Source organism: Mesorhizobium sp. ESP6-5 (assembly GCF_020164695.1).
Taxonomy (GTDB): domain Bacteria; phylum Pseudomonadota; class Alphaproteobacteria; order Rhizobiales; family Rhizobiaceae; genus Mesorhizobium; species Mesorhizobium australicum.
In genome coordinates this window covers 268,128-286,441 of sequence record NZ_JAIUGR010000006.1, presented here as the reverse complement: position 1 = coordinate 286,441, position 18,314 = coordinate 268,128, and the positions used below count along the sequence as shown (strand labels likewise).

The window sequence follows — 18,314 nt, the reverse complement described above, 5'->3', positions numbered from 1 at the left end:
GGCTGCACGGGGCACACGCCGTTGGAATGTGCCCATCGTATCCAGCAACGATTTCAGCTATAGCGGCGCCGGACCGGTGGGCTGGTCCGCCTTCGGCAGCTACAGGGACAGCGATGTTCGACGCGTACATTATCTGCGGCACGCCCAGAACCGGCAGCACCTTGCTGTGCAAACTGCTGGCGGCCACCAGAACGACCGGCGATCCACACTCATTCTATCGGCGGCAGGATGTGTCGGAGTGGGCCGAAGAATGGAACCTGCCGCCTCGCGACACGATGGGCGAGCTTGAATTCCAGCTTGCCTATCTCAATGCGGCGATCGATGCCGGCAAGGGTGGTACGGAAATCTTCGGTCTTCGCCTGATGCGAGAAAACCTGGACGAGCTTTCAGCGATCCTCGACCGGATTTTTCCAGGGCTTGTGTCGGACAAAGCGCGTTTCGAAAGGGCTTTCGGTCGCGTTCTCTACGTGCATCTGTCGCGTGAGAACAAGCTTGCGCAGGCTGTCTCCCTGGTCAAGGCGGAGCAGACCGGCCTTTGGCACGTCGCTCCCGATGGAACGGAGATCGAAAGGGTCGGATCGCCAGGAGAACCTCGGTACGATTTCCAGCGTATCAGGGACGAAGTCGCCGAGCTTGAGGCCTATGACGCAGCGTGGAACACATGGTTCGCCGAGCAAGACATAACGCCACTGCGGATTGGCTACGAGCGGCTTTCAAGCAGCCCGGCGGCGACACTGATTTCCATCTGTCAGGCCTTGGGCGTACAGTCGCCGAACGCCGGGGATGTGAAACCGGGTGTCGCGAAGCTCGCCGACGCGACAAGCCTCGACTGGATGCGCCGCTACCATCTGGACGCAACCGTCTGACGCCGGACGGAGTTCAGGCCGTCTTGGCCACCACCGTTTCGCTGAGCCAGGTGCCGATCTTGGCGCCGAGGCGATCGGGAGAAACGGGCTTCGGCAGATAGTCGTCCATGCCGGCCTCGATGCACTTGTCGCGGTCGCCCTTCAGCGCATGCGCGGTGACGCCGATGATCGGGATGTGGCCGCCCGACGACGCCTCGATCGCCCGAATCGCGCGTGTCGCCTCGTAGCCGTTCATTTCCGGCATCGAGACGTCCATCAGAACCAACCTCGGATGCAGCGACCGGTACATCTCGACCGCGGTGCGGCCATTGCCTGCGATGCGGTAGCTCAAGCCCAGCCCATTGAGGATTTGGCCGAACACCATCTGGTTCACGTCATTGTCCTCGGCGATGAGGATGTCGATCGGGCTGTTCGGCGCGGCATTCGATTCCGGCACTGCCGCGATCGGCATGGCGGGGCCGCGGATAACCGTGAAGGCCGGCGGAGCCGGCTGAGGCATCGGTTGGATCGGTTCGCGAATGAAGTGCGCCTTGCCGACCTGCGAGCGCGCCTTCTGGATGACCGAGATGACGGTGCCGAGCAGGACCGCCGAGCGCGCCGGCTTGGTCAGATGCGCCGATATACCGAAGTCGATGATCATCTTGCCGAAATCGACCTGGTCGACCGAGGTCAGGATCACGACTGGGATGGTAGACAGCCGGCTGTCGGCGGCGATGGCCCGGGCGACATCGGCGCCGTTCATGCCGGGCATCTGATAATCGAGGATGATGCAGTCGACGCTGGCGCCGAGCTGGCAGGCGCGATCAAGGAAGGCGAGGCCAACCGCGCCGCTTTCGGCGGCGGCGCAGTCGAAGCTCCAGCTTCTGAGCTGTTCGAGCAGGATCTCGCGGTTGACCGGATTGTCGTCGATGACCAGCACACGCGCGCCGGTTACGTCGACCGGCACGATGGCGTCCCGCGCCTCGGCGCGGTGGACCGGCAGCGGCACGGCGAACCAGAAGACGGAGCCGCGGCCGATCTCGCTCTCGACGCCGATCTTGCCGGCCATCAGATCGACGAGGCGGGCGGCGATGGCCAGCCCAAGGCCGGTGCCTTCGTGACGACGGGTCGACGAGCCATCGACCTGGGCGAACTTCTCGAACACGTTCTGCAATTTCTCGGCCGGGATGCCGATGCCGGTGTCCTCGACGCGCAGCTTGAGCTGGACGACGTCGTTGACGGTTTCGCCGCCGACATCGATCAGCACATGGCCCTTCTCGGTGAATTTCACCGCATTGCCGACCAGGTTGGTGACGATCTGCCGGAAGCGGCCGGCGTCGCCGACGACATAGGCCGGCAGCCTGGGGTCGACGCGCACGATAAGTTCCAGGTTCTTCTCGGCGACGCGCGCCGAGACAAGTGTCGCCACGTCCTCCACCGCTTCCGAGAGGCGGAAGGGGGCGGGGTCGAGCGTCAACTGCCCGGCATTGATCTTCGAGAAGTCGAGGATGTCGTTGATGATGGTGAGCAGCGCGTTGCCCGACTTGACGATAACGTCGGTGAACGTCTTCTGGCGCGGGTTGAGCTCGGTCTTGGCCAGCAATTCGGCCATGCCGAGCACGCCGTTCATCGGTGTGCGGATCTCGTGGCTCATATTGGCCAGGAATTCCGACTTGGCGCGGTCGGCGGCCTCTGCCTTGAACAAGGATTCGGCCGACTGGGCAAAGGCGCGACGGATCGCCTGTTCCATCGGGCGGAAGATCCAGAAAGCGACGATGCCAAGGACGGCAAACAACAGGCCGCTTGCCCACAAAAGCAGCCGGTCGCTGGAGGCATCCGCCTGATGGCGTTCGTCGTCCATCGCGGTGCGGACACGCACCAGCATGGGCTGAACGAACAGGTCGTTCTGGTTGCGGATCTCGCGAGTGCTCCATTCATCAGTCTTTTGCGCCACCGACATCAGGTTGAAGTTGCGAACCATGTCACGCGGCGACCAGAACAGGTCGCCATTGACCGAAGCGGCCGCGAGCTCGCTGACGGTCTTGGCCGACAGGCGCGGGCGGATCGCGGCGAGCTGGGCGGTCAGTGTCTCGATCTCGCCGGTCAGCCGCTCGGAATGGTCGCGCGCCGAAGCCGTCAGCGAATCGCGCGTCTCGATCCGCCAGGCGGAACTGGTTGTCTCGGCGAAGCTGGTGGCGTTGCGCAGATCGCGGGTGAAAATGACGAGATTGCTGCTCAGCGCATCGATTTCATGGCGCAAGGAATTGACGCGATTGAGCGCAACCATGATGGCGGCTGAAGCCAGCGCGAAAACCAACAATCCTGAAAGATAACGTATCCGGACGGACCGGATAAAGGAAGAATATTCCGGCATGCGCAACCCCAACACATACGCATCATTCTAAGGATTGGGATTACGCTTCATTTACATTAAGATTTCGTTGGTGGACCGCAGGTGCACCGCGCAACCTACATGAGCCTGCCGTCAGCTGTTACGGGTTGCGACGAAGATCGCTGCGGCCTTCAGCAGGGCAGCCTTTTCGCCATAGGGCTCGAGCAGCGCGTGCGCCTGGCCGACGAGGCCGTCGAGCTGCTTGCGTGCCCAATCCGCGCCGTGCAGGGCCACCAGCGTACCCTTGCCCGCGGCGGCATCCTTGCCGGTCGCCTTGCCCATCTGCTCGGCGTCGGCCGTCAGATCCAGCAGGTCGTCGGCGAGCTGGAAGGCCAAGCCGATCGCCGAACCGAACTCGGCAAGCCTTTCCAGGTCATCCGACTGTGCGCCGGCCAGGATCGCACCCGCCTCGCAGGCGAAGCGGATCAGCGCGCCAGTCTTCATCGCCTGCAGTGTTATGATGCCGGCCTCGTCCGGTCGCACTTGCTCGGCTTCGAGGTCTAGCTTCTGGCCGCCGACCATCCCACCGGCCCCGGCGGCGCGGGCGAGCGCCAGCACCAGGGCTGCGCGCCGTTCGGCCGGCAGCGCCGTCGCTTCGCCGGCGATGATGTCGAAGGCCAGAGTCAGCAAGGCGTCGCCCGCCAGGATGGCGGTGGCTTCGTCAAAGGCCTTGTGCACGGTCGGCTGGCCGCGGCGCAGGTCATCGTCGTCCATCGCCGGCAGGTCATCGTGGATCAGCGAATAGCAATGCACGCATTCGAGCGCCGCCGCGACGCGCAACGCCGCTTCGCCATCGGCGGAAAACAGGGCGGCGCTTTCCATGACCAGGAAGGGGCGCAGGCGCTTGCCGCCGTTCAACACGCCATGGCGCATCGCCGCCATCAGACGATCGGGCCGCGCGATCTCGCCCGAAAGCGGGCGGTCGTCGAGCAAGCGACGCAGCATCACCTCGACGGCGGCCGCGCGCCTGATGAGCGCCATTTCGAACGCCATTTCGTCGTCATTCGTCATGGCCGGGACCGGTAGCCGACACTCAGACGTTGCGCAAGAAGGCAAGCGCCATTATGCCGGGGCGGTAAGAGCCCGTTTGGAAACTCATCTCCTGCGGTCATCTGAAGGCGTTTTCCGCGCTTCCGGTGTTCACGTACTCGAATGTACGCTCCGCTCCGGTTCTCGAAAACACCCTCACATGACTCCCAGGAGGCAGTTTCAAAGCGAATTCTCTGGCATGGGTTGGGCGGCTTGGCGGAACCGATCGTCGATCATGAGACCGAAAAGCTGGACATGGCGACGAGATCGCGAGGCGTGAGTCGCCGCAGTCTCAAGCGCTGGGTCCGGCGCGGCATCGTCGTGGCCGCCGTGCTGGCGCTCATCCCGGTGGTGCTGACCTTTCTCTACCTGCCGTCCTTCGTGCATCCAGTGTCGACGCTGATGCTGAAGGATCTCGCGACATTCTCCGGCTACGACCGGCGCTGGGTGTCGATCGATGATGTCGCGCCTGTGCTCGCCCATTCGGTCATCATGTCGGAGGACGGGCAGTTCTGCTTTCATCGCGGCGTCGATCTTGGCGAGCTCAGGGGGGTCGTCGATGATGCGCTGGCCGGCGAGGCGACGCGTGGTGCCTCGACCATCACCATGCAGACGGTGAAGAACCTTTTCCTGTGGTCGCGGCCGCTGGGCTCGGTGCGCAAGGTCGTCGAACTGCCGCTGGCCGTCTATTTCGACGCGGTGATGTCGAAGCGGCGCATTATGGAGATCTATCTCAACATCGCCGAGTGGGGGCCCGGCATCTACGGCATCGAGGCTGCGGCGCGGCACCATTTCGGCATTTCGGCAAAGCAGCTGTCCAGACGGCAGGCGGCCCTTCTCGCCGTCACGCTGCCCAATCCGATCGCCCGCAATCCGGCAAAACCAGGGCCGGGCTTGAGAAGGCTCGCCAATCTGATCGAGCGGCGCGCCGGCCGCTCCGGCGGCTATGTCGGTTGCCTGGACTAGCCGGTATAAAAAAGATTCACTGCGGTGCTGGCCAAAACGGTGTCAGGCGTGTATAGGCACCCGACTTTCTCAGATTTAGGCCCCGACATGGCCCTTTCACGAGGGCGGGCGGGGCTTTTGACCATGTAGTGGAGCATATCCATGGCCGTTCCGAAACGCAAAACCTCTCCGTCCAAGCGCGGCATGCGCCGCTCGGCCGACGCCCTCAAGGCCCCGACCTATGTCGAGGACAAGAACTCCGGCGAAATGCGCCGCCCGCACCACATCGACCTGAAGACCGGCATGTATCGCGGTCGCCAGGTGCTGACGCCCAAGGAAAGCTGAGACCAGCTTTTCCCAAGCAACCGAGTTACAAAAGACCGGCTTCTGGCCGGTCTTTTTGCGTTTTGGCCTTGCCGTGCGCGCCGGCTACTTCAAGCGCTGAGCTTTCGTCTCTCGATTTTCATGTCGGCCGGGCAACCGGCTGACATGGTTGTTGCATCCGGTATTCGACCGTGTTTGCGGCCGCGCACGAAAAATCTTGACGCCGTGCCTGTGGGGCATTCTACAGAAGGTGCCCCCATATGGAGACGCCAGATGTTCGGTGCCGTCCCGCTTTTGATCGTGCCTTTCGTGCTCTACAATCTCGGCCTGCTCGGTATATTCGGCGGCGGCGACGATCCGTGGGCGAGCGAGATGTTCTCGTTCCGCATGATGTCGGGCGGGGTGTTCTCGATGACGCTCGGCGACCTGATCGTGCTGATCGGGCTGATTTTTCTGTTCCTTGAAATGGTGAAGTCGGCGCGCACCACCACCGCCTCGATCATGGACCATCTGTTGTCGACGCTTGTCTTCGTTGCTTTCCTGGTCGAGTTCCTGCTGGTGAAGGGTGCCGCGCACTCCATCTTCTTCACGCTGATGATCATCGCGCTGTTCGACGTGCTGGCCGGGTTCGCGGTGTCGATGCGGTCGGCCAGCCGCGACATCAATTTGAATTAGACCGGAGCCTCAGCCCGGATCGGCGGCGAAGCCGGCGGCTTCGATGCCGGCAATCGCGGCCGCCTCGTCATTGTCAGACGTGTCGCCGGAAATGCCGACAGCGCCGATGACACTGCCTGCCTTGTCGCGGATCAGCACGCCGCCGACGACCGGCAGCACGCGTCCACCCGACACGTCGGAAATGCCGGCAACCAGATGCGGGCGCTCCTTGGCGAAGGCCTCGACCCCGCGCGAGCCCATGCCGATCGCCAGCGCGCCATAAGCCTTGCCGGCCGACATTTGCGGGCGCAGGAACGAGGCGCCGTCCTGGCGCTGGAAGGCGACCAGGTGCCCGCCGGCGTCGAGCACCGAGACACCGAGCGGCTTGAGCTTGAGGTCGGAGCCCCTGGCGAAGGCGGCATTGATGATCTCGACGGCTTTTTCGAGTGACAGAGCGGTCATGGCAATCTCCTGTTGAACAGCCCAATCATCGCCGGCCAGCCGGACCAGGCAATCCCGCTTTCGGTTGAAATTGCTTCCCGCGAAGCAGCGGGACGAAGGCGTGCCTGTCGGATGCGTTACGACCGCTCGATCCAGGACGAGGCATTGGCGGAGAGACGGGGGCTATTTTTTCTTGGCGCGGGCCGGCTTCTTGGCAGGTGCGGCAGGCGCGTTGGCTAGATCTTCGGCTTCCTTGGCCAGCCGCAGCGCCCGCAGCTTGTCGGTCTTGGCCTTGCGGGCATCGCTCTCGGCGACGTATTCGGCCATGGCTTTCTGCCGGACCGTCGCCGCCTCTTCCTGCTTCTTGAAGCGCAGATCGGCACGCGCGCGGGCAGTGTCCCTAGAGTTCTCAACCAAGAGCGTATCCAATCCCGTGAAGTGTGATTTCCGTCCTTTGTAGCAGAGCCGGCCTTTCAACGGGGAAAATAGTTGGTCAGACGGCCGGGCTGGCGTTGCGGGCCTTTTCAGCAACCACCGCTTCATAGGCGGCCTGCAGCGTCGCGCGGACAGAGGAGCCGGGCGCTGTGTCGAGGGGGGTGCCGAGATGCTCATGGCGCAATTCGTCCATGAATTTCTCCCATATTGGAGGTCCGCCCTTTTCCAGGAGTTCGGCGCGGATCGAGAGTTCCTCGCTTGTCGGCAGCCAGACGCGGCCCCAGGCGCCGAGATGGGCCAGGATGGGCACCAGCGTGATGGCCATCTCGGTCAGGCTGTAGATCGCCTTCTGCTTATGACTCGGGTCGTCCGCCTTGGTCAGCATGCCGAGCTCCATCAGCCGCTTCAAACGGTCGGCGAGGATGTTGGAGGCGATACCCTCCATCGAGCCGTTGAGCAGCTCGCGAAAATGGCGCCTGCCGCCGAAAATCATGTCGCGCAGGATGATCAGGCTCCAGCGGTCGCCGAACACCTCGAGTGAAAGGTTGATCGGGCAGCCGGACCGGCGATCGAGGGTCATTCCATTTTCTCCGCAAAACCGGTTGCATAATCGTATCGGTTTTATTATCGTGCAACCGATTGCAAAATGCAAGCAGATGAGGAGGCCATGAGATGACGAGCAAAGACCGTCCCGAGATCGTATCCGAAGCGTTTGGCGATCCGGCGGATCCGACGCTGCTGCTGATCATGGGCGCGATGGCCTCGATGCTGTGGTGGCCGGAGGCGTTTTGCCGGAAGCTCGCGGACGCCGGCCTTTACGTGATCCGCTACGACAATCGCGATACCGGCCGGTCGACCAAATATCTGGTGGGACAGCCGCCCTACACTTTCGACGACATGGCTGACGACGCGATAGCCGTTCTCGACAGTTACGGCATCGGCAAGGCGCATGTCGCGGGCATGTCGATGGGCGGCATGATCGCGCAGCTCGTCGCGCTCCGGCACCCTTCGCGCGTCGCTTCGCTGACCGTGATCAGCAGTTCGCCCGTGGGGACCGACACGTCGCATCTGCCGCAAACGACCGACGCCTATATGGAGCATTCGGCCGATGGGGCCAAAGTCGACTGGGCGGACCGCCGCCAGGTCATCGACTTCATGGTCAGCGATGCACGCGCGATCGCCAGCACCGCGCATCCGTTCGACGAGGCCGGGATGAGGGCGTTCATCGAGCGGGATTATACCAGGTCCGGCGGCTTGCTCAGTGCCACCAATCATTTCATGCTCAAGGGCAATGACCAATGGAAGGGTCGCCTGCACGAACTGGCAGTGCCGCTTCTGGTCATCCACGGCACGTCGGATCCGATCTTTCCGGTCGAGCATGGCGAGGCCTTGGCCCAAGCAGTTGCCGGCGCGAAACTCCTTCGTGTCGAAGGCGGCGGTCACGAACTGCATCCGGATGACTGGCCTGATATAGAAGCCGCCATTGTCGAGCATGTCCGATCCAGCTGAGACTTCGTGGGCGCGCCTTGACGAGCGAGGCCTGCCGCAATAGTTAAGTAAATGCTTCAGTGTTTCCACAGAACAGATGAGCACAAGAATGTCCCTGACGCTGCATTTCCATCCGCTGGCCTCCTTTTGCTGGAAGCCGCTGATCGCGCTCTACGAGAACGCCACGCCTTTTGCGCCCGTCATCGTCGACCTAGGCGATGAGCAATCGCGCGCGGCCTTTCTGAAGGTTTCGCCGACCGGCAAGATGCCGGCGCTGCGCGACGACGCGCGTGACCGGACGGTGCTGGAATCGACCATCGTCGTGGAATATCTGGCCGCGCACTATCCGGGACCGATTGACCTCGTTCCCGAAGGCATCGACCTGGCGCTGGCGGTCCGCCAGGCCGACCGCTTCTATGATTTCTATGTGCAGGAGCCGATGCAGAAGATCGTCGGCGACAGGTTGCGGCCGCAGGACAAGACCGATCCATTCGGTGTCGAGCAGGCGCGGAGCCAGCTGCGCAATTCCTACGCCATCATCGAACGGGAGATGCTGTCGAGGGAATGGGCTGTGGGCGATATCTTCACCATGGCCGATTGCGCGGCGTCTCCGGCGCTCTTCTATGCCAACAAGGTCGAGCCGTTCGGCGACAGCTATCCCGCCGTGAAGCGCTATCACGACCGCCTGCTGCAGCGCGCCGCCTTCACCAGGGTGATCGAGGAGGCGCAGCCTTACTTCAAGTTCTTTCCCTACAACAACGGCTGATCGCGATGCTGCACGATCCCGCCCAACTCGACCTGATGTTCCAGGCGCTCGCCGATCCGGCGCGGCGGCAGATGGTCGACCGGCTATCACGCGGCCCGGCGTCGGTGAGCCAGTTGGCCGAGCCGCTGGCGATGTCGCTATCGGCGGTCGTCCAGCACCTCAATCTCCTGGAGGCGAGCGGCCTCGTGCGCACGCAAAAGGTCGGACGGGTGCGCACCTGTCAGATCGAGCCGAAGGCGCTGCGCGCGGCCGAACACTGGATCAATGAGCGGCGCCTCTCATGGGAACGCCGGCTGGATCGGCTCGGCGATTTTCTTGCGGAGAACTGAAGAGGAGCATGCCATGTCAAAGAGAAAATCCGATCTGGTCCGCGGCTATTTCGCGGCCTTTCAGGCCGGCGACCGCGCCGTCATGGAGGCGACCCTTGCCGACGATTTCACCTTCACCAGCCCCTATGACGACGCCATCGATCGCACGACCTATTTCGAGCGCTGCTGGCCGAATGGCAAGCTGTTCCGGTCGATGACGATCGAGCGGATTTGCGAAGACGGGGCTGCCGCCTTCGTTCTGTATGGCTGCGAAACGGTGGACGGAAAATCCTTCCGCAACACCGAGCTACACGTGTTTCGCGGCGGCCGGCTGCGTAGTGTCGAGGTCTATTTCGGCGCTGCCTATCGCAACGGTGTCTTCATTCCGCCGAACCAATCGAGTTGACCAGCGAGGACCCAAGCCATGACCGAACGTTCCGTCGTCCACTCCACCTTCGTTATCGAGCGCCTCTATCCGGCGGCGCCATCGAAGGTCTTTTTCGCGCTCAGCAATCCGGACGCCAAGCGGCACTGGTTCACCGATCCGGGCAACCCGATGCCCAGCCGATACGAACTGGACTTTCGCGTCGGCGGCAAGGAGATCAATGCCGGAGGGCCGAAGGATGGGCCGATCCACGTCTACACCGCCACTTACTGGGATATCGTGCCCGACCAGCGCATCGTCTACAGCTACGACATGCTGTTTGGCGATATCAGAATTTCGGTGTCGCTGGCCACGATCGAACTTTTTGCCGAAGACAAGAGCACGCGCCTGGTGCTGACCGAGCAGGGCGCTTTCCTCGATGGCCATGACACGTCCGGCACACGCGAGCATGGGACCGGGGTGTTGCTCGATCTGCTCGGCAAGTTTCTGCGGATGGAAACCTGATCGTTGTGGCTGCTGATCGAAGAAGATCAGGCTTCCCAGAATTGGTCGAGCCAGATGTTGAGTCTGAGGAAGCCGGCATTGCTCACCGTATAGACACGCCGCGTGCCTTCAGCCTTGGCATTGACCAGCCCGGCGTCGAGCAACACTTTCAGATGCTGTGATACCGCCGGGCGGGAGACTGGCAGCCCGGCCGCCAATTCGTTGACGGTCTTCGGACCGCGTCGAAGTTCTTCCAGAAGATGGCGCCGATTGGGATCGGCGATCGCCATGAAGGCGTCGGAAAACATCATGCCTCATTTGTGAGGCAAAGTTTTTCAAATCTCAACTGTTTGCTTCTGCTTTTCTTCTCGGATCGAGCCGCAATGCTTCGGGGGTCACCGAACGGTCGGCCGGCTGCGTCTTGAAGGCATCGCGATCTCCGATCGGCACCGGCGCGCGGCGGCTGATGCGCAGCAGCGTGTAGCCGGCCAGCGACAGATGCGCGAAGGCTGTCGCCAGGAACAGGCCCTCCGGGCGCATCCAGCCCATCAGGGCGGCGGCCAGCAACGGCCCGATCATGGTGCCGAAGCCGTAAAGCAGCAGCAGCCCGCCCGACACCTTGACGAAATCTTCCGACCGGGCGTGGTCGTTGGCATGCGCTACGGCGATCGAATAGAGCGTGTAGGCGAAAGCGCCGTAGGCGGCGGTGAAGACGAGGACGAAGACCGCCGAGCGCGGCTCGAACAGGAAGATGAGCAGCGCAAACAGCGCCGCGCCGAAGGCGGCACCGGCCAGCACGAAACGCCGGTCGGTCTTGTCGGAGAGGCGCCCGGCCGGAAGTTGCATGGCGGCACCGGCGACGACCACCAGGCTCATCATCAAGGCGATTTCGGCCGTGGAGATCCCGATGCGGGCGCCGTAGACGGCGCCGAGCGTGCCCCAGGCGCCATTGGCGATGCCGATCAAAAGGCAAGCGATCGCCGACACCGGCGAGTTGGCGTAGAGTCCCTTGACGTCGAGCTTGACGTCCTGCAGCGGCTTGGGATGCGAGGCGGTCGAAACCGCGGTCGGGATCAGTGACAGGCAAAACAGGATGCCGGTGATCATGAACAACGACGCCGATTTCACGTCGCCGCCGGCGACGATCATCTGGCCGCCCATGATCGAGGCATAGGTGACCATCATGTAAAGGCCGAAGACGGTGCCGCGGTTCTCGTTGGTGGCTTTCTCGTTCAGCCAGCTTTCGATGACCATGAAGGCGCCGGCCATGGTGAAGCCGGTAAAGGCACGCAGCAGGATCCAGACATACTCGTCGATGATCAGGCCGGTGAGCAGTGCCACGATCGCGCCGGACGCGGCAAAGGCGCCGAAGGCGCGCACATGTCCGGCGCGGCGCACGATGCGCGGCGCAAAGAAACAGCCGGTGACGAAGCCGCCGGCCCAAGCCGTGCCCATCAGGCCGAGCGAAGCGGTCGAGAACCCTTCCACCTGGCCGCGCAAGGGCAGCAGCAGCCCGTGCAATCCCGATGCCGCCAGAAGAAAGGCGGTGCCGCGAAGCAGGGAAAGGATCGGTCTGTAAGCTGCGAGCATTTTTTGATCCGGCTGGGGGACTGGGGGGACGCAGGTTTGAAGACAGTCGCATTCGGGCTTTTCGGCGGCGGGCGATTGCCCCAGCGATTTATCCGCGGCGGAACAGCGCCTCGGCAGCCGATTTGGTGGTGTCCTTGGTCTTGAGTTCGGCCTCCAGCCGGGCGATCTCGTCGCGCAGGATACCGATGCGCTCTGACAGTTCACCGACGGAAAGCAGCGACAGGTCTTGCCCGATCTCGTGCGGACGTGCCTTCTTCTTGGGTTCGTCGTCGAAGATCGCCATGGCTGCTCCTCCTCCGCCAGACCAGATTGGCCATTTGCCTGATTTGGCAATGAGCATACATAGGGCAAGGGCGTCGATGCAAACAGCCGGTAAGAGTGCGGCGAGGAAAGACGGAAAACTTCATGGCGAGCGGACAGAAAATTCCGGCACGGATGACGGCGATCGCTATCTCGGAGCCGGGTGGCCCAAGGGTGCTGAAACCGGAAACGCGCGACGTACCGCAGCCCGGCCCCGGCGAAATCCTGATCAAGGTGCATGCCGCCGGCGTCAACCGGCCGGACGTGCAGCAGCGCAAGGGGGCCTACCCGCCTCCGCCCGGTGCATCGGACCTGCCGGGCCTCGAGGTGTCGGGAGAAGTGGCCGCTCTTGGCGACCAGATATCGCGCTGGCGCATCGGGGACAGGGTCTGCGCGCTCACGCCCGGCGGCGGCTATGCCGAATATGTCAGGGTTCATGCAGGCAGCGTTCTGCCACTGCCGGCGGGCTTCACCCACACGGAAGCGGCGGCGGTGCCGGAAAACTATTTCACCGTCTGGCACAATGTGTTCGAACGCGGCGGCCTGAAGAAGGGTGAGACACTGCTCGTCCATGGCGGCTCGTCCGGCATCGGCACCACGGCGATCCAGCTCGCCTCGGCCTTCGGCGCTTATGTGATCACCACCGCCGGATCCCAGGAGAAATGCGACGCCTGCCTGAAGATCGGAGCCGACCGTGCGATCAATTACCGCGAGCAGGATTTCGTCACCGCGGTCAAGGAGGTGACCGAAGGCCGAGGCGCCAACGTCATCCTCGACATGGTCGGCGGCGACTATGTCCAGCGAAACTACGAGGCCGCCGCTGTCGAGGGCCGGATCGTGCAGATCGCGGTTCAGGCAGGCGCTGTCGCCAGTGCCGATTTTTCCAAGGTCATGGTCAAGCGGCTGACCCATACGGGCTCGACGCTCAGGCCGCGCACAGTCGAATTCAAGGCGGCGATCGCGGCGGCGCTGGAGGCACAGGTGTGGCCTCTGCTGGGCACGCGCAAGGTGGCACCGGTGATGGACATGATCTACCCGCTTACCGACGCATGGCGCGCGCATGAGCGGATGGAGGAGGGCGAGCATATCGGCAAGATCGTGCTCGACGTCGGCTAGGACGCCAGCATTTTCGGCTCGGCCCGACCGGATCTCGACACGGTCTGGCCAGCGTCCTTCGCCCCTGCCCACAAGATGAACAGAAGCTTAATGGTGCAATGCAGCATTTGCATCATTGCTATGCAAAATCGCCTGTTCAAGTCCCGCCCGATGATCACTATTTGAGCATCATCGAAACGAACCCAATTCAGGAGGACTACCATGAACCCGATCCGTGCTTTCCGTAACTGGCGCATGTACAACGAGACCGTTCGCGAACTGAACCGCCTCAACGCCCGTCAGCTCAGCGACCTCGGCATCAACCGCGGCGACATCGAGCGGATCGCCCGTCAGGCGATCTGATTGCAAGCGCGACCCGCCGCAAGGCAGGGTCGCAATGCAGAGCCGCCGCAGACGCTTGTCGTCGCCGGTTCCAAACCCGCTGGACCCTGTCCGGCGGGTTTTGTCTTTTGGGGGATTGGATTCATCTCGGCTTCGGCGTGATATGCCATGGCGATCCGCGGCAAATGCGGCGGCAGGGTTTGGACCGCCGTGGCAAACGTTAGCCGTCACCGCGTGCCTCGGTTGGCCACGTCGTTCCCAGCTCTTCCAAAAACGTTGCGAAAGCAGTCTGGAACGGTTATACAGGCCGCGAATTTCCCATTTTGGTGGCTCTAAACCACCGCCCGCGCGGGAACGCGGGCGAACGAGAAGGATTTTGCACATGGCCAATACGCTGCTGATGCCCAAGGCGACCGCCGTCTGGCTGGTCGACAACACCGCGCTTTCCTTTGAGCAGATCGCGCAGTTCTGCGGGCTGCATCCGCTCGAGGTCAAGGCGATCGCCGACGGAGAATCAGCGCAAGGCATCAAGGGCATGGATCCGATCATGACCGGCCAGCTGACCCGCGACGAGATCGCGCGCGCCGAGAAGGATCCGAACCAGCGCCTGAAGCTTTCCGACCCCAAGGTGCGGGTACCCGAATCCAAGCGCAAGGGTCCGCGCTATACGCCGCTGTCGAAACGCCAGGACCGGCCGAACGCCATCCTGTGGCTGGTGCGCAATCATCCCGAACTGAAGGACGCGCAGATTTCGCGCCTCGTCGGCACCACCAAGTCGACGATCGAGCAGATCCGCGAACGCAAGCACTGGAATTCGGCCAATCTGCAGCCGATGGACCCGGTGACGCTGGGTCTCGCCTCGCAGATCGACCTCGACATGGAAGTCAACCGCGCCTCGCGCGGCCGCGAGCAGGCGCAGCCGGTCGGCGACACGCTGCTGCCGGCGGCATTGACCGAGCGGTTGGTGCCTGCACCGGAGAAGCCGAAGGACGAGGACGCGGAGCTCGATGCAAACGCCGTCTTCGCCAAGCTGTCGGCGCTGAAGTCGAAGGACACCGATACGGACGACGAGGAATAGACTTTTCGCCAACGCAACAAAATAGCCCGCTTCGAGCGGGCTATTTTGTGCGGCCCGGCAAGTCTCAGCTTCGCGCCGCGCGGTCGGGCGCCATGCCGTAGTCCTCGCTGCGCTCCACCGCCCGGTAAAAATCGGCAAGCTGCTTGCCGCGCTCCGGCTTGAAGATCCGGCCGGCGATGACCACGGAGGCAATGCGGTCGATGCGGAAGGCGCGGAAATCATCGCGCATCTCGCACCAGGCGACCAGCGTCCACACCTTGCCCCAGAACCACAGGCCGAGCGGCCTGATATCGCGCGCGGTACCGCGGCCGGCTTCGTCCGAGTAGTCGATGGTCAGCACCTGGCGCTTTTCGACCGCGCGCTCGATCAGGTCGATCGCCTCGCGGGCGGCATCGCTGACCACCCACATCGGCGTGTGGATCTCGGTGCGGGCGATGCGGTCTTTCTCGGCATCGGGCAGCACGGCACCGATCTTGACCAGTGCCTCGTCGGCGGCCCGCGCCATGGCGGCGCCGCCAAAGGCGCGCACCATGCGGGCGCCGGCCACCAGCGCCACGATCTCGTCACGCGTGAACATCAGCGGCGGAAGGTCGAAACCCTCCCTCATCATGTAGCCAACGCCAGCCTCGCCGTCGATCGGCACCCCGGTCGACTGCAGGTCGGCTATGTCGCGGTAAATGGTTCGCTCGGAAACCTCGAGCCATGTGCCGAGCTTCTGGGCGGTGACAAGGCGGCCACCACGCAGATGCTGCACGATCTGAAAGAGCCTGTCGGCGCGGCGCATCGTTTGCTTCCCCAGTGTTTTTCCCATGCATGCCGTGGCTCCCTGACCGGATCCACTTCCACATGACATGCATTACGGCTTCAGCCCTTCGCGCTTGCGCTGCGCGGCGACGAATTCCGCGCCGAAGGACAGTTTCCTCGTTGTCGGCGTCTTCGCATCGAGAACGCGCCAGAAGGGAGCGACGTCGCTGAGCGTCATGCCGCGCTCGAGATCCTCCTTGGCAGCCTCGGCGACCGTACGCGGATGATAGCCCATGGTGACCGGGCATGTCACTTCGGCGCCATGCTCGATGGCAAGGGCCGTGCGCAGCGCGCGAACGTCCATATCGACGCCTTCGGGGATGGAGCGGATGAAATCGTCGACCTGGCGCGCGGTCGGCACCAGCATGGGCTGGCCTTCGATAACGTCCCCTACCGTGCGCGGCGTTGGCTTCACGCCGTTGATGCCAGGCGCGTTCAGCCTGTCGTTCCAGTGTTTCATCGATCGTCCTTGGCCGGCCATGCGCATTGTCCCACCATCGCACGCACCTCCTGACAGCATGCTGTCAGGAGGCTTCAGCATACTCCTTGGCGAACAGCGTCCGCATCCGCGCGAGTTCGCTGCCTTTTTCCGGGTAGAGCGTCTGCAGGAAGGCAAGGGCGAAAGTGCCGGGCGCCGAACCTGGCGCGGACACGATTTTGCCGTCGGCCACGGCATGTGGCACATCCTGATAATTGCCATCGCCGGCATAGCCGGACTCGTGACGGCTAATCCAGTCACGGCCATTGCTGGTATGCCTCGCGTTCTCGAACATGCCGGCTCGGGCCAGCGCCAGCGTTCCCGCACAGATGCCACCAACGATACCGCCGCGCGATGCGACAGCCATCAGCAGTTCGGCAGCATCCGGCGGCGCCTTGTCCGCCCAGTGGTCGGAACCGATGACCGCCACGGCATCGAGATCGGTATTCTCATTGATGCTGGCCGAGCGGTCTGGCATCAGCTTAAAACCGCTGATTCCGGTCACCGGCTTGCCGTCGGGCGTCAGCGACACGGCGCGAGCGCCGAACCATTCGACCGCCGAGGCCGCCAGCAGCCCATATTCCCAGTCGGCAAAACCTTCGATGAACAGAAAGCCGATTGTCTTCTGATCGGGCATGAGCTCGCTCCATCCCTCGCGCGCCGGACTTGATATCTGGGTGCTGACGCGTGAGCATCCAACCGCTGCGTTGAAAATTTCGTCTCAATTGCCGTGATGGCGACGCTCGGCATACATGTCCGGCCAGCCGATATCCTTGCGAATGTCTGCGGGCAGCGCGTTCATGAACCGCTGGGTCCGGATCTCGTTGCGCATCGTGCGGATCTTGCCGACATAATGCTGCATGCCGCGCAGAATGGTAAAACCGTTCATGACCAATCTCCTCTCTCTAACCGGAGACACTATCGCACACCCCTCCTGACAGCAGTCTGTCAGGAGGATGGCAGGTCGTGTGGCGACTGTTCCGTTCTTGTCGTGACGGGTCACGCGAGCGCGGATTGTTCACTAAGGCAGGGCTAATCGAGGCAGTATTGTTCATAGCTTGGCGACGGACTGTCGGGATAGGCGGCCTTCAGCGAAGTGACCGGAGTTCTGATATGAAAGGAGAAAATTCTTCCCCAAAAACAGGGAGACCACCATGAGCTTGCAACTGACAGGAATTCACCACCTGACCGCCATCACCGCCAATGCGCCCGGCAATCTTCACTTCTACACGAAGGTGCTGGGGCTGCGGCTGGTCAAGAAGACAGTGAACCAGGACGATACCTCGGCCTACCACCTCTTTTATGCCGACGGCGAGGCAACGCCGGGTACCGACCTCACCTTCTTCGACTGGCCGATCGGCCGCGAACGGCGCGGCACACACAGCATCGCGCGGACCAGCCTCAGGGTCGGCAGCCAGGAGAGCCTTGGCTGGTGGAAGCAGCACCTTGCCAGCGAGGGCATCGTGACAGGAGAGATTGCCGATATCGGCGGCTACAAGTCACTGGATTTCGAGGACCCCGAAGGCCAGCGCCTGCGGCTCGTCAGCGATGGCGGCAAGGGCGGCAGCCATCCCTGGGCGCAAAGCCCGGTGCCGGCCGAGCATCAGATCCGCGGACTGGGGCCGATCGTTATCAGTGTTCCCGACATCACCAACACCGAGGCGGTGCTGGCCGGGGTGATGAACATGCGCAAGGTCCGCGACTATGCCTCGCCTGATGGCGAGGGCCAGGTCCACGTCTTCGAAATGGGCGCGGGCGGGCCGGCGGCGGAGCTTCATGTGGCCGTGCAGCCCGGGCTGGCACCCGCGAGGCAAGGCGCCGGTGCGGTTCACCATGTCGCCTTCAGGGCGCCGGACGAGGAGACGCTGCATCAGTGGACGGCGCGCCTGGCCGAATTCCGGCTGCCGTCAAGCGGCGAGGTCGAGCGCTACTACTTCCGCTCGCTCTATTTCCGTGAGCCGAACGGCATCCTGTTCGAGATTGCCACCGACGGGCCAGGGTTCACAGCCGACGAGCCGCTGGAGACGCTGGGCGAAAGCCTTGCCCTGCCCCCGTTCCTGGAGGCAAAACGCGCATCGATCGAGGCTGGCCTCAAGCCGCTGAAGTAGATTGCTGCGCGGTCAAGGCGTGCG

The 18,314-nt window shown here is 63.1% G+C and carries 25 protein-coding genes; 13 read left to right on the top strand and 12 right to left on the bottom strand.

What is annotated here, in order from left to right:
• Positions 1-113 precede the first annotated feature (113 nt).
• On the top strand, positions 114-866 hold the full coding sequence (locus LB524_RS12475) for a Stf0 family sulfotransferase (protein ID WP_015315341.1): 753 nt from the start codon (positions 114-116) through the stop codon (positions 864-866).
• Positions 867-879: 13 nt separating this feature from the next.
• On the opposite strand, the gene LB524_RS12470 is transcribed toward LB524_RS12475, so the two are convergent.
• Positions 880-3,219, bottom strand: a complete 2,340-nt coding sequence (locus tag LB524_RS12470; protein WP_140616686.1) for a response regulator — start codon at positions 3,217-3,219, stop codon at positions 880-882.
• 111 nt (positions 3,220-3,330) lie between these two features.
• Positions 3,331-4,248 (bottom strand): polyprenyl synthetase family protein, encoded by a 918-nt coding sequence (locus LB524_RS12465; RefSeq protein ID WP_140792669.1) that lies wholly within the window; start codon positions 4,246-4,248, stop codon positions 3,331-3,333.
• Between the two features lie 273 nt (positions 4,249-4,521).
• On the opposite strand from LB524_RS12465, the gene LB524_RS12460 reads away from it, so the two are divergent.
• From LB524_RS12460 to LB524_RS12450, 3 genes are all read left to right on the top strand, one after another.
• Positions 4,522-5,232, top strand: a complete 711-nt coding sequence (locus LB524_RS12460; RefSeq protein ID WP_411909910.1) for a transglycosylase domain-containing protein — start codon at positions 4,522-4,524, stop codon at positions 5,230-5,232.
• 141 nt (positions 5,233-5,373) lie between these two features.
• Positions 5,374-5,556 carry a 50S ribosomal protein L32 gene (gene rpmF / locus LB524_RS12455; protein WP_008834724.1) on the top strand — a complete coding sequence of 61 codons (183 nt, stop codon included), beginning with the start codon at positions 5,374-5,376 and terminating at the stop codon, positions 5,554-5,556.
• Positions 5,557-5,808: 252 nt separating this feature from the next.
• Positions 5,809-6,210, top strand: a complete 402-nt coding sequence (locus LB524_RS12450; protein WP_023773963.1) for a hypothetical protein — start codon at positions 5,809-5,811, stop codon at positions 6,208-6,210.
• A 9-nt stretch (positions 6,211-6,219) separates the two neighbouring features.
• On the opposite strand, the gene LB524_RS12445 is transcribed toward LB524_RS12450, so the two are convergent.
• The 3 genes from LB524_RS12445 to LB524_RS12435 all read right to left on the bottom strand — a co-directional run bounded on the left by LB524_RS12445 (position 6,220) and on the right by LB524_RS12435 (position 7,645).
• Positions 6,220-6,651, bottom strand: a complete 432-nt coding sequence (locus LB524_RS12445) for a GlcG/HbpS family heme-binding protein (protein ID WP_224526636.1) — start codon at positions 6,649-6,651, stop codon at positions 6,220-6,222.
• Positions 6,652-6,813: 162 nt separating this feature from the next.
• Complete coding sequence (locus LB524_RS12440) at positions 6,814-7,047, bottom strand: hypothetical protein (RefSeq protein WP_023773965.1); 234 nt, start codon at positions 7,045-7,047, stop codon at positions 6,814-6,816.
• A 76-nt stretch (positions 7,048-7,123) separates the two neighbouring features.
• Positions 7,124-7,645, bottom strand: coding sequence for a winged helix-turn-helix transcriptional regulator (locus LB524_RS12435; protein WP_224526633.1), 522 nt, complete (start codon positions 7,643-7,645; stop codon positions 7,124-7,126).
• A gap of 92 nt (positions 7,646-7,737) precedes the next feature.
• On the opposite strand from LB524_RS12435, the gene LB524_RS12430 reads away from it, so the two are divergent.
• The 5 genes from LB524_RS12430 to LB524_RS12410 all read left to right on the top strand — a co-directional run bounded on the left by LB524_RS12430 (position 7,738) and on the right by LB524_RS12410 (position 10,516).
• On the top strand, positions 7,738-8,574 hold the full coding sequence (locus LB524_RS12430; RefSeq protein ID WP_224526630.1) for an alpha/beta fold hydrolase: 837 nt from the start codon (positions 7,738-7,740) through the stop codon (positions 8,572-8,574).
• An 88-nt stretch (positions 8,575-8,662) separates the two neighbouring features.
• Complete coding sequence (locus LB524_RS12425) at positions 8,663-9,319, top strand: glutathione S-transferase family protein (protein WP_140822497.1); 657 nt, start codon at positions 8,663-8,665, stop codon at positions 9,317-9,319.
• A gap of 5 nt (positions 9,320-9,324) precedes the next feature.
• A complete protein-coding gene (locus tag LB524_RS12420; RefSeq protein ID WP_015315351.1) occupies positions 9,325-9,648 on the top strand; it encodes an ArsR/SmtB family transcription factor in 324 nt (107 codons plus the stop codon).
• A 13-nt stretch (positions 9,649-9,661) separates the two neighbouring features.
• The gene (locus LB524_RS12415; protein WP_015315352.1) at positions 9,662-10,033 is read left to right on the top strand and encodes a nuclear transport factor 2 family protein; all 372 of its coding nucleotides are present in this window, start codon (positions 9,662-9,664) and stop codon (positions 10,031-10,033) included.
• 18 nt (positions 10,034-10,051) lie between these two features.
• The gene (locus LB524_RS12410) at positions 10,052-10,516 is read left to right on the top strand and encodes an SRPBCC family protein (protein ID WP_140616692.1); all 465 of its coding nucleotides are present in this window, start codon (positions 10,052-10,054) and stop codon (positions 10,514-10,516) included.
• A 26-nt stretch (positions 10,517-10,542) separates the two neighbouring features.
• On the opposite strand, the gene LB524_RS12405 is transcribed toward LB524_RS12410, so the two are convergent.
• From LB524_RS12405 to LB524_RS12395, 3 genes are all read right to left on the bottom strand, one after another.
• On the bottom strand, positions 10,543-10,806 hold the full coding sequence (locus LB524_RS12405; protein ID WP_010911936.1) for an ArsR/SmtB family transcription factor: 264 nt from the start codon (positions 10,804-10,806) through the stop codon (positions 10,543-10,545).
• 31 nt (positions 10,807-10,837) lie between these two features.
• Positions 10,838-12,085: an MFS transporter gene (locus LB524_RS12400; RefSeq protein ID WP_015315355.1), complete on the bottom strand. Its 1,248-nt coding sequence runs from the start codon at positions 12,083-12,085 to the stop codon at positions 10,838-10,840.
• An 88-nt stretch (positions 12,086-12,173) separates the two neighbouring features.
• Positions 12,174-12,368: a DUF1192 domain-containing protein gene (locus tag LB524_RS12395; protein ID WP_015315356.1), complete on the bottom strand. Its 195-nt coding sequence runs from the start codon at positions 12,366-12,368 to the stop codon at positions 12,174-12,176.
• Between the two features lie 122 nt (positions 12,369-12,490).
• Here LB524_RS12395 and LB524_RS12390 point away from each other — a divergent pair, with 122 nt between their 5' ends.
• The 3 genes from LB524_RS12390 to LB524_RS12380 all read left to right on the top strand — a co-directional run bounded on the left by LB524_RS12390 (position 12,491) and on the right by LB524_RS12380 (position 14,900).
• On the top strand, positions 12,491-13,501 hold the full coding sequence (locus LB524_RS12390) for an NAD(P)H-quinone oxidoreductase (protein ID WP_140662729.1): 1,011 nt from the start codon (positions 12,491-12,493) through the stop codon (positions 13,499-13,501).
• 201 nt (positions 13,502-13,702) lie between these two features.
• On the top strand, positions 13,703-13,843 hold the full coding sequence (locus LB524_RS12385; RefSeq protein ID WP_013892619.1) for a DUF1127 domain-containing protein: 141 nt from the start codon (positions 13,703-13,705) through the stop codon (positions 13,841-13,843).
• A 361-nt stretch (positions 13,844-14,204) separates the two neighbouring features.
• Positions 14,205-14,900 carry a DUF1013 domain-containing protein gene (locus LB524_RS12380; RefSeq protein ID WP_015315358.1) on the top strand — a complete coding sequence of 232 codons (696 nt, stop codon included), beginning with the start codon at positions 14,205-14,207 and terminating at the stop codon, positions 14,898-14,900.
• Between the two features lie 64 nt (positions 14,901-14,964).
• Here the strand turns inward: LB524_RS12380 and LB524_RS12375 are convergent, their stop codons facing one another.
• The 4 genes from LB524_RS12375 to LB524_RS12360 form a co-directional block, all read right to left on the bottom strand.
• The gene (locus tag LB524_RS12375) at positions 14,965-15,684 is read right to left on the bottom strand and encodes a helix-turn-helix transcriptional regulator (protein WP_013529238.1); all 720 of its coding nucleotides are present in this window, start codon (positions 15,682-15,684) and stop codon (positions 14,965-14,967) included.
• Positions 15,685-15,756: 72 nt separating this feature from the next.
• Positions 15,757-16,164, bottom strand: a complete 408-nt coding sequence (locus LB524_RS12370; RefSeq protein WP_015315359.1) for a hypothetical protein — start codon at positions 16,162-16,164, stop codon at positions 15,757-15,759.
• A gap of 64 nt (positions 16,165-16,228) precedes the next feature.
• Positions 16,229-16,819: a DJ-1/PfpI family protein gene (locus tag LB524_RS12365; RefSeq protein WP_224526626.1), complete on the bottom strand. Its 591-nt coding sequence runs from the start codon at positions 16,817-16,819 to the stop codon at positions 16,229-16,231.
• Positions 16,820-16,903: 84 nt separating this feature from the next.
• A complete protein-coding gene (locus tag LB524_RS12360; RefSeq protein WP_015315361.1) occupies positions 16,904-17,071 on the bottom strand; it encodes a hypothetical protein in 168 nt (55 codons plus the stop codon).
• A gap of 265 nt (positions 17,072-17,336) precedes the next feature.
• Here LB524_RS12360 and LB524_RS12355 point away from each other — a divergent pair, with 265 nt between their 5' ends.
• Positions 17,337-18,290 (top strand): ring-cleaving dioxygenase, encoded by a 954-nt coding sequence (locus LB524_RS12355; protein ID WP_140663007.1) that lies wholly within the window; start codon positions 17,337-17,339, stop codon positions 18,288-18,290.
• Positions 18,291-18,314: the final 24 nt, after the last annotated feature.

Coding starts and splice junctions, on each gene's coding strand:
- LB524_RS12375 (WP_013529238.1), bottom strand. CDS start 15,684: ATGCGCCGCGCCGACAGGCTCTTTCAGATCGTGCAGCATCTGCGTGGT.
- LB524_RS12460 (WP_411909910.1), top strand. CDS start 4,522: ATGGCGACGAGATCGCGAGGCGTGAGTCGCCGCAGTCTCAAGCGCTGG.
- LB524_RS12430 (WP_224526630.1), top strand. CDS start 7,738: ATGACGAGCAAAGACCGTCCCGAGATCGTATCCGAAGCGTTTGGCGAT.
- LB524_RS12385 (WP_013892619.1), top strand. CDS start 13,703: ATGAACCCGATCCGTGCTTTCCGTAACTGGCGCATGTACAACGAGACC.
- LB524_RS12395 (WP_015315356.1), bottom strand. CDS start 12,368: ATGGCGATCTTCGACGACGAACCCAAGAAGAAGGCACGTCCGCACGAG.
- LB524_RS12365 (WP_224526626.1), bottom strand. CDS start 16,819: ATGCCCGATCAGAAGACAATCGGCTTTCTGTTCATCGAAGGTTTTGCC.
- LB524_RS12445 (WP_224526636.1), bottom strand. CDS start 6,651: ATGACCGCTCTGTCACTCGAAAAAGCCGTCGAGATCATCAATGCCGCC.
- LB524_RS12355 (WP_140663007.1), top strand. CDS start 17,337: ATGAGCTTGCAACTGACAGGAATTCACCACCTGACCGCCATCACCGCC.
- LB524_RS12415 (WP_015315352.1), top strand. CDS start 9,662: ATGTCAAAGAGAAAATCCGATCTGGTCCGCGGCTATTTCGCGGCCTTT.
- LB524_RS12400 (WP_015315355.1), bottom strand. CDS start 12,085: ATGCTCGCAGCTTACAGACCGATCCTTTCCCTGCTTCGCGGCACCGCC.
- LB524_RS12405 (WP_010911936.1), bottom strand. CDS start 10,806: ATGATGTTTTCCGACGCCTTCATGGCGATCGCCGATCCCAATCGGCGC.
- LB524_RS12380 (WP_015315358.1), top strand. CDS start 14,205: ATGGCCAATACGCTGCTGATGCCCAAGGCGACCGCCGTCTGGCTGGTC.
- LB524_RS12435 (WP_224526633.1), bottom strand. CDS start 7,645: ATGACCCTCGATCGCCGGTCCGGCTGCCCGATCAACCTTTCACTCGAG.
- rpmF (WP_008834724.1), top strand. CDS start 5,374: ATGGCCGTTCCGAAACGCAAAACCTCTCCGTCCAAGCGCGGCATGCGC.
- LB524_RS12390 (WP_140662729.1), top strand. CDS start 12,491: ATGGCGAGCGGACAGAAAATTCCGGCACGGATGACGGCGATCGCTATC.
- LB524_RS12360 (WP_015315361.1), bottom strand. CDS start 17,071: ATGAACGGTTTTACCATTCTGCGCGGCATGCAGCATTATGTCGGCAAG.
- LB524_RS12470 (WP_140616686.1), bottom strand. CDS start 3,219: ATGCCGGAATATTCTTCCTTTATCCGGTCCGTCCGGATACGTTATCTT.
- LB524_RS12475 (WP_015315341.1), top strand. CDS start 114: ATGTTCGACGCGTACATTATCTGCGGCACGCCCAGAACCGGCAGCACC.
- LB524_RS12420 (WP_015315351.1), top strand. CDS start 9,325: ATGCTGCACGATCCCGCCCAACTCGACCTGATGTTCCAGGCGCTCGCC.
- LB524_RS12450 (WP_023773963.1), top strand. CDS start 5,809: ATGTTCGGTGCCGTCCCGCTTTTGATCGTGCCTTTCGTGCTCTACAAT.
- LB524_RS12425 (WP_140822497.1), top strand. CDS start 8,663: ATGTCCCTGACGCTGCATTTCCATCCGCTGGCCTCCTTTTGCTGGAAG.
- LB524_RS12410 (WP_140616692.1), top strand. CDS start 10,052: ATGACCGAACGTTCCGTCGTCCACTCCACCTTCGTTATCGAGCGCCTC.
- LB524_RS12370 (WP_015315359.1), bottom strand. CDS start 16,164: ATGAAACACTGGAACGACAGGCTGAACGCGCCTGGCATCAACGGCGTG.
- LB524_RS12465 (WP_140792669.1), bottom strand. CDS start 4,248: ATGACGAATGACGACGAAATGGCGTTCGAAATGGCGCTCATCAGGCGC.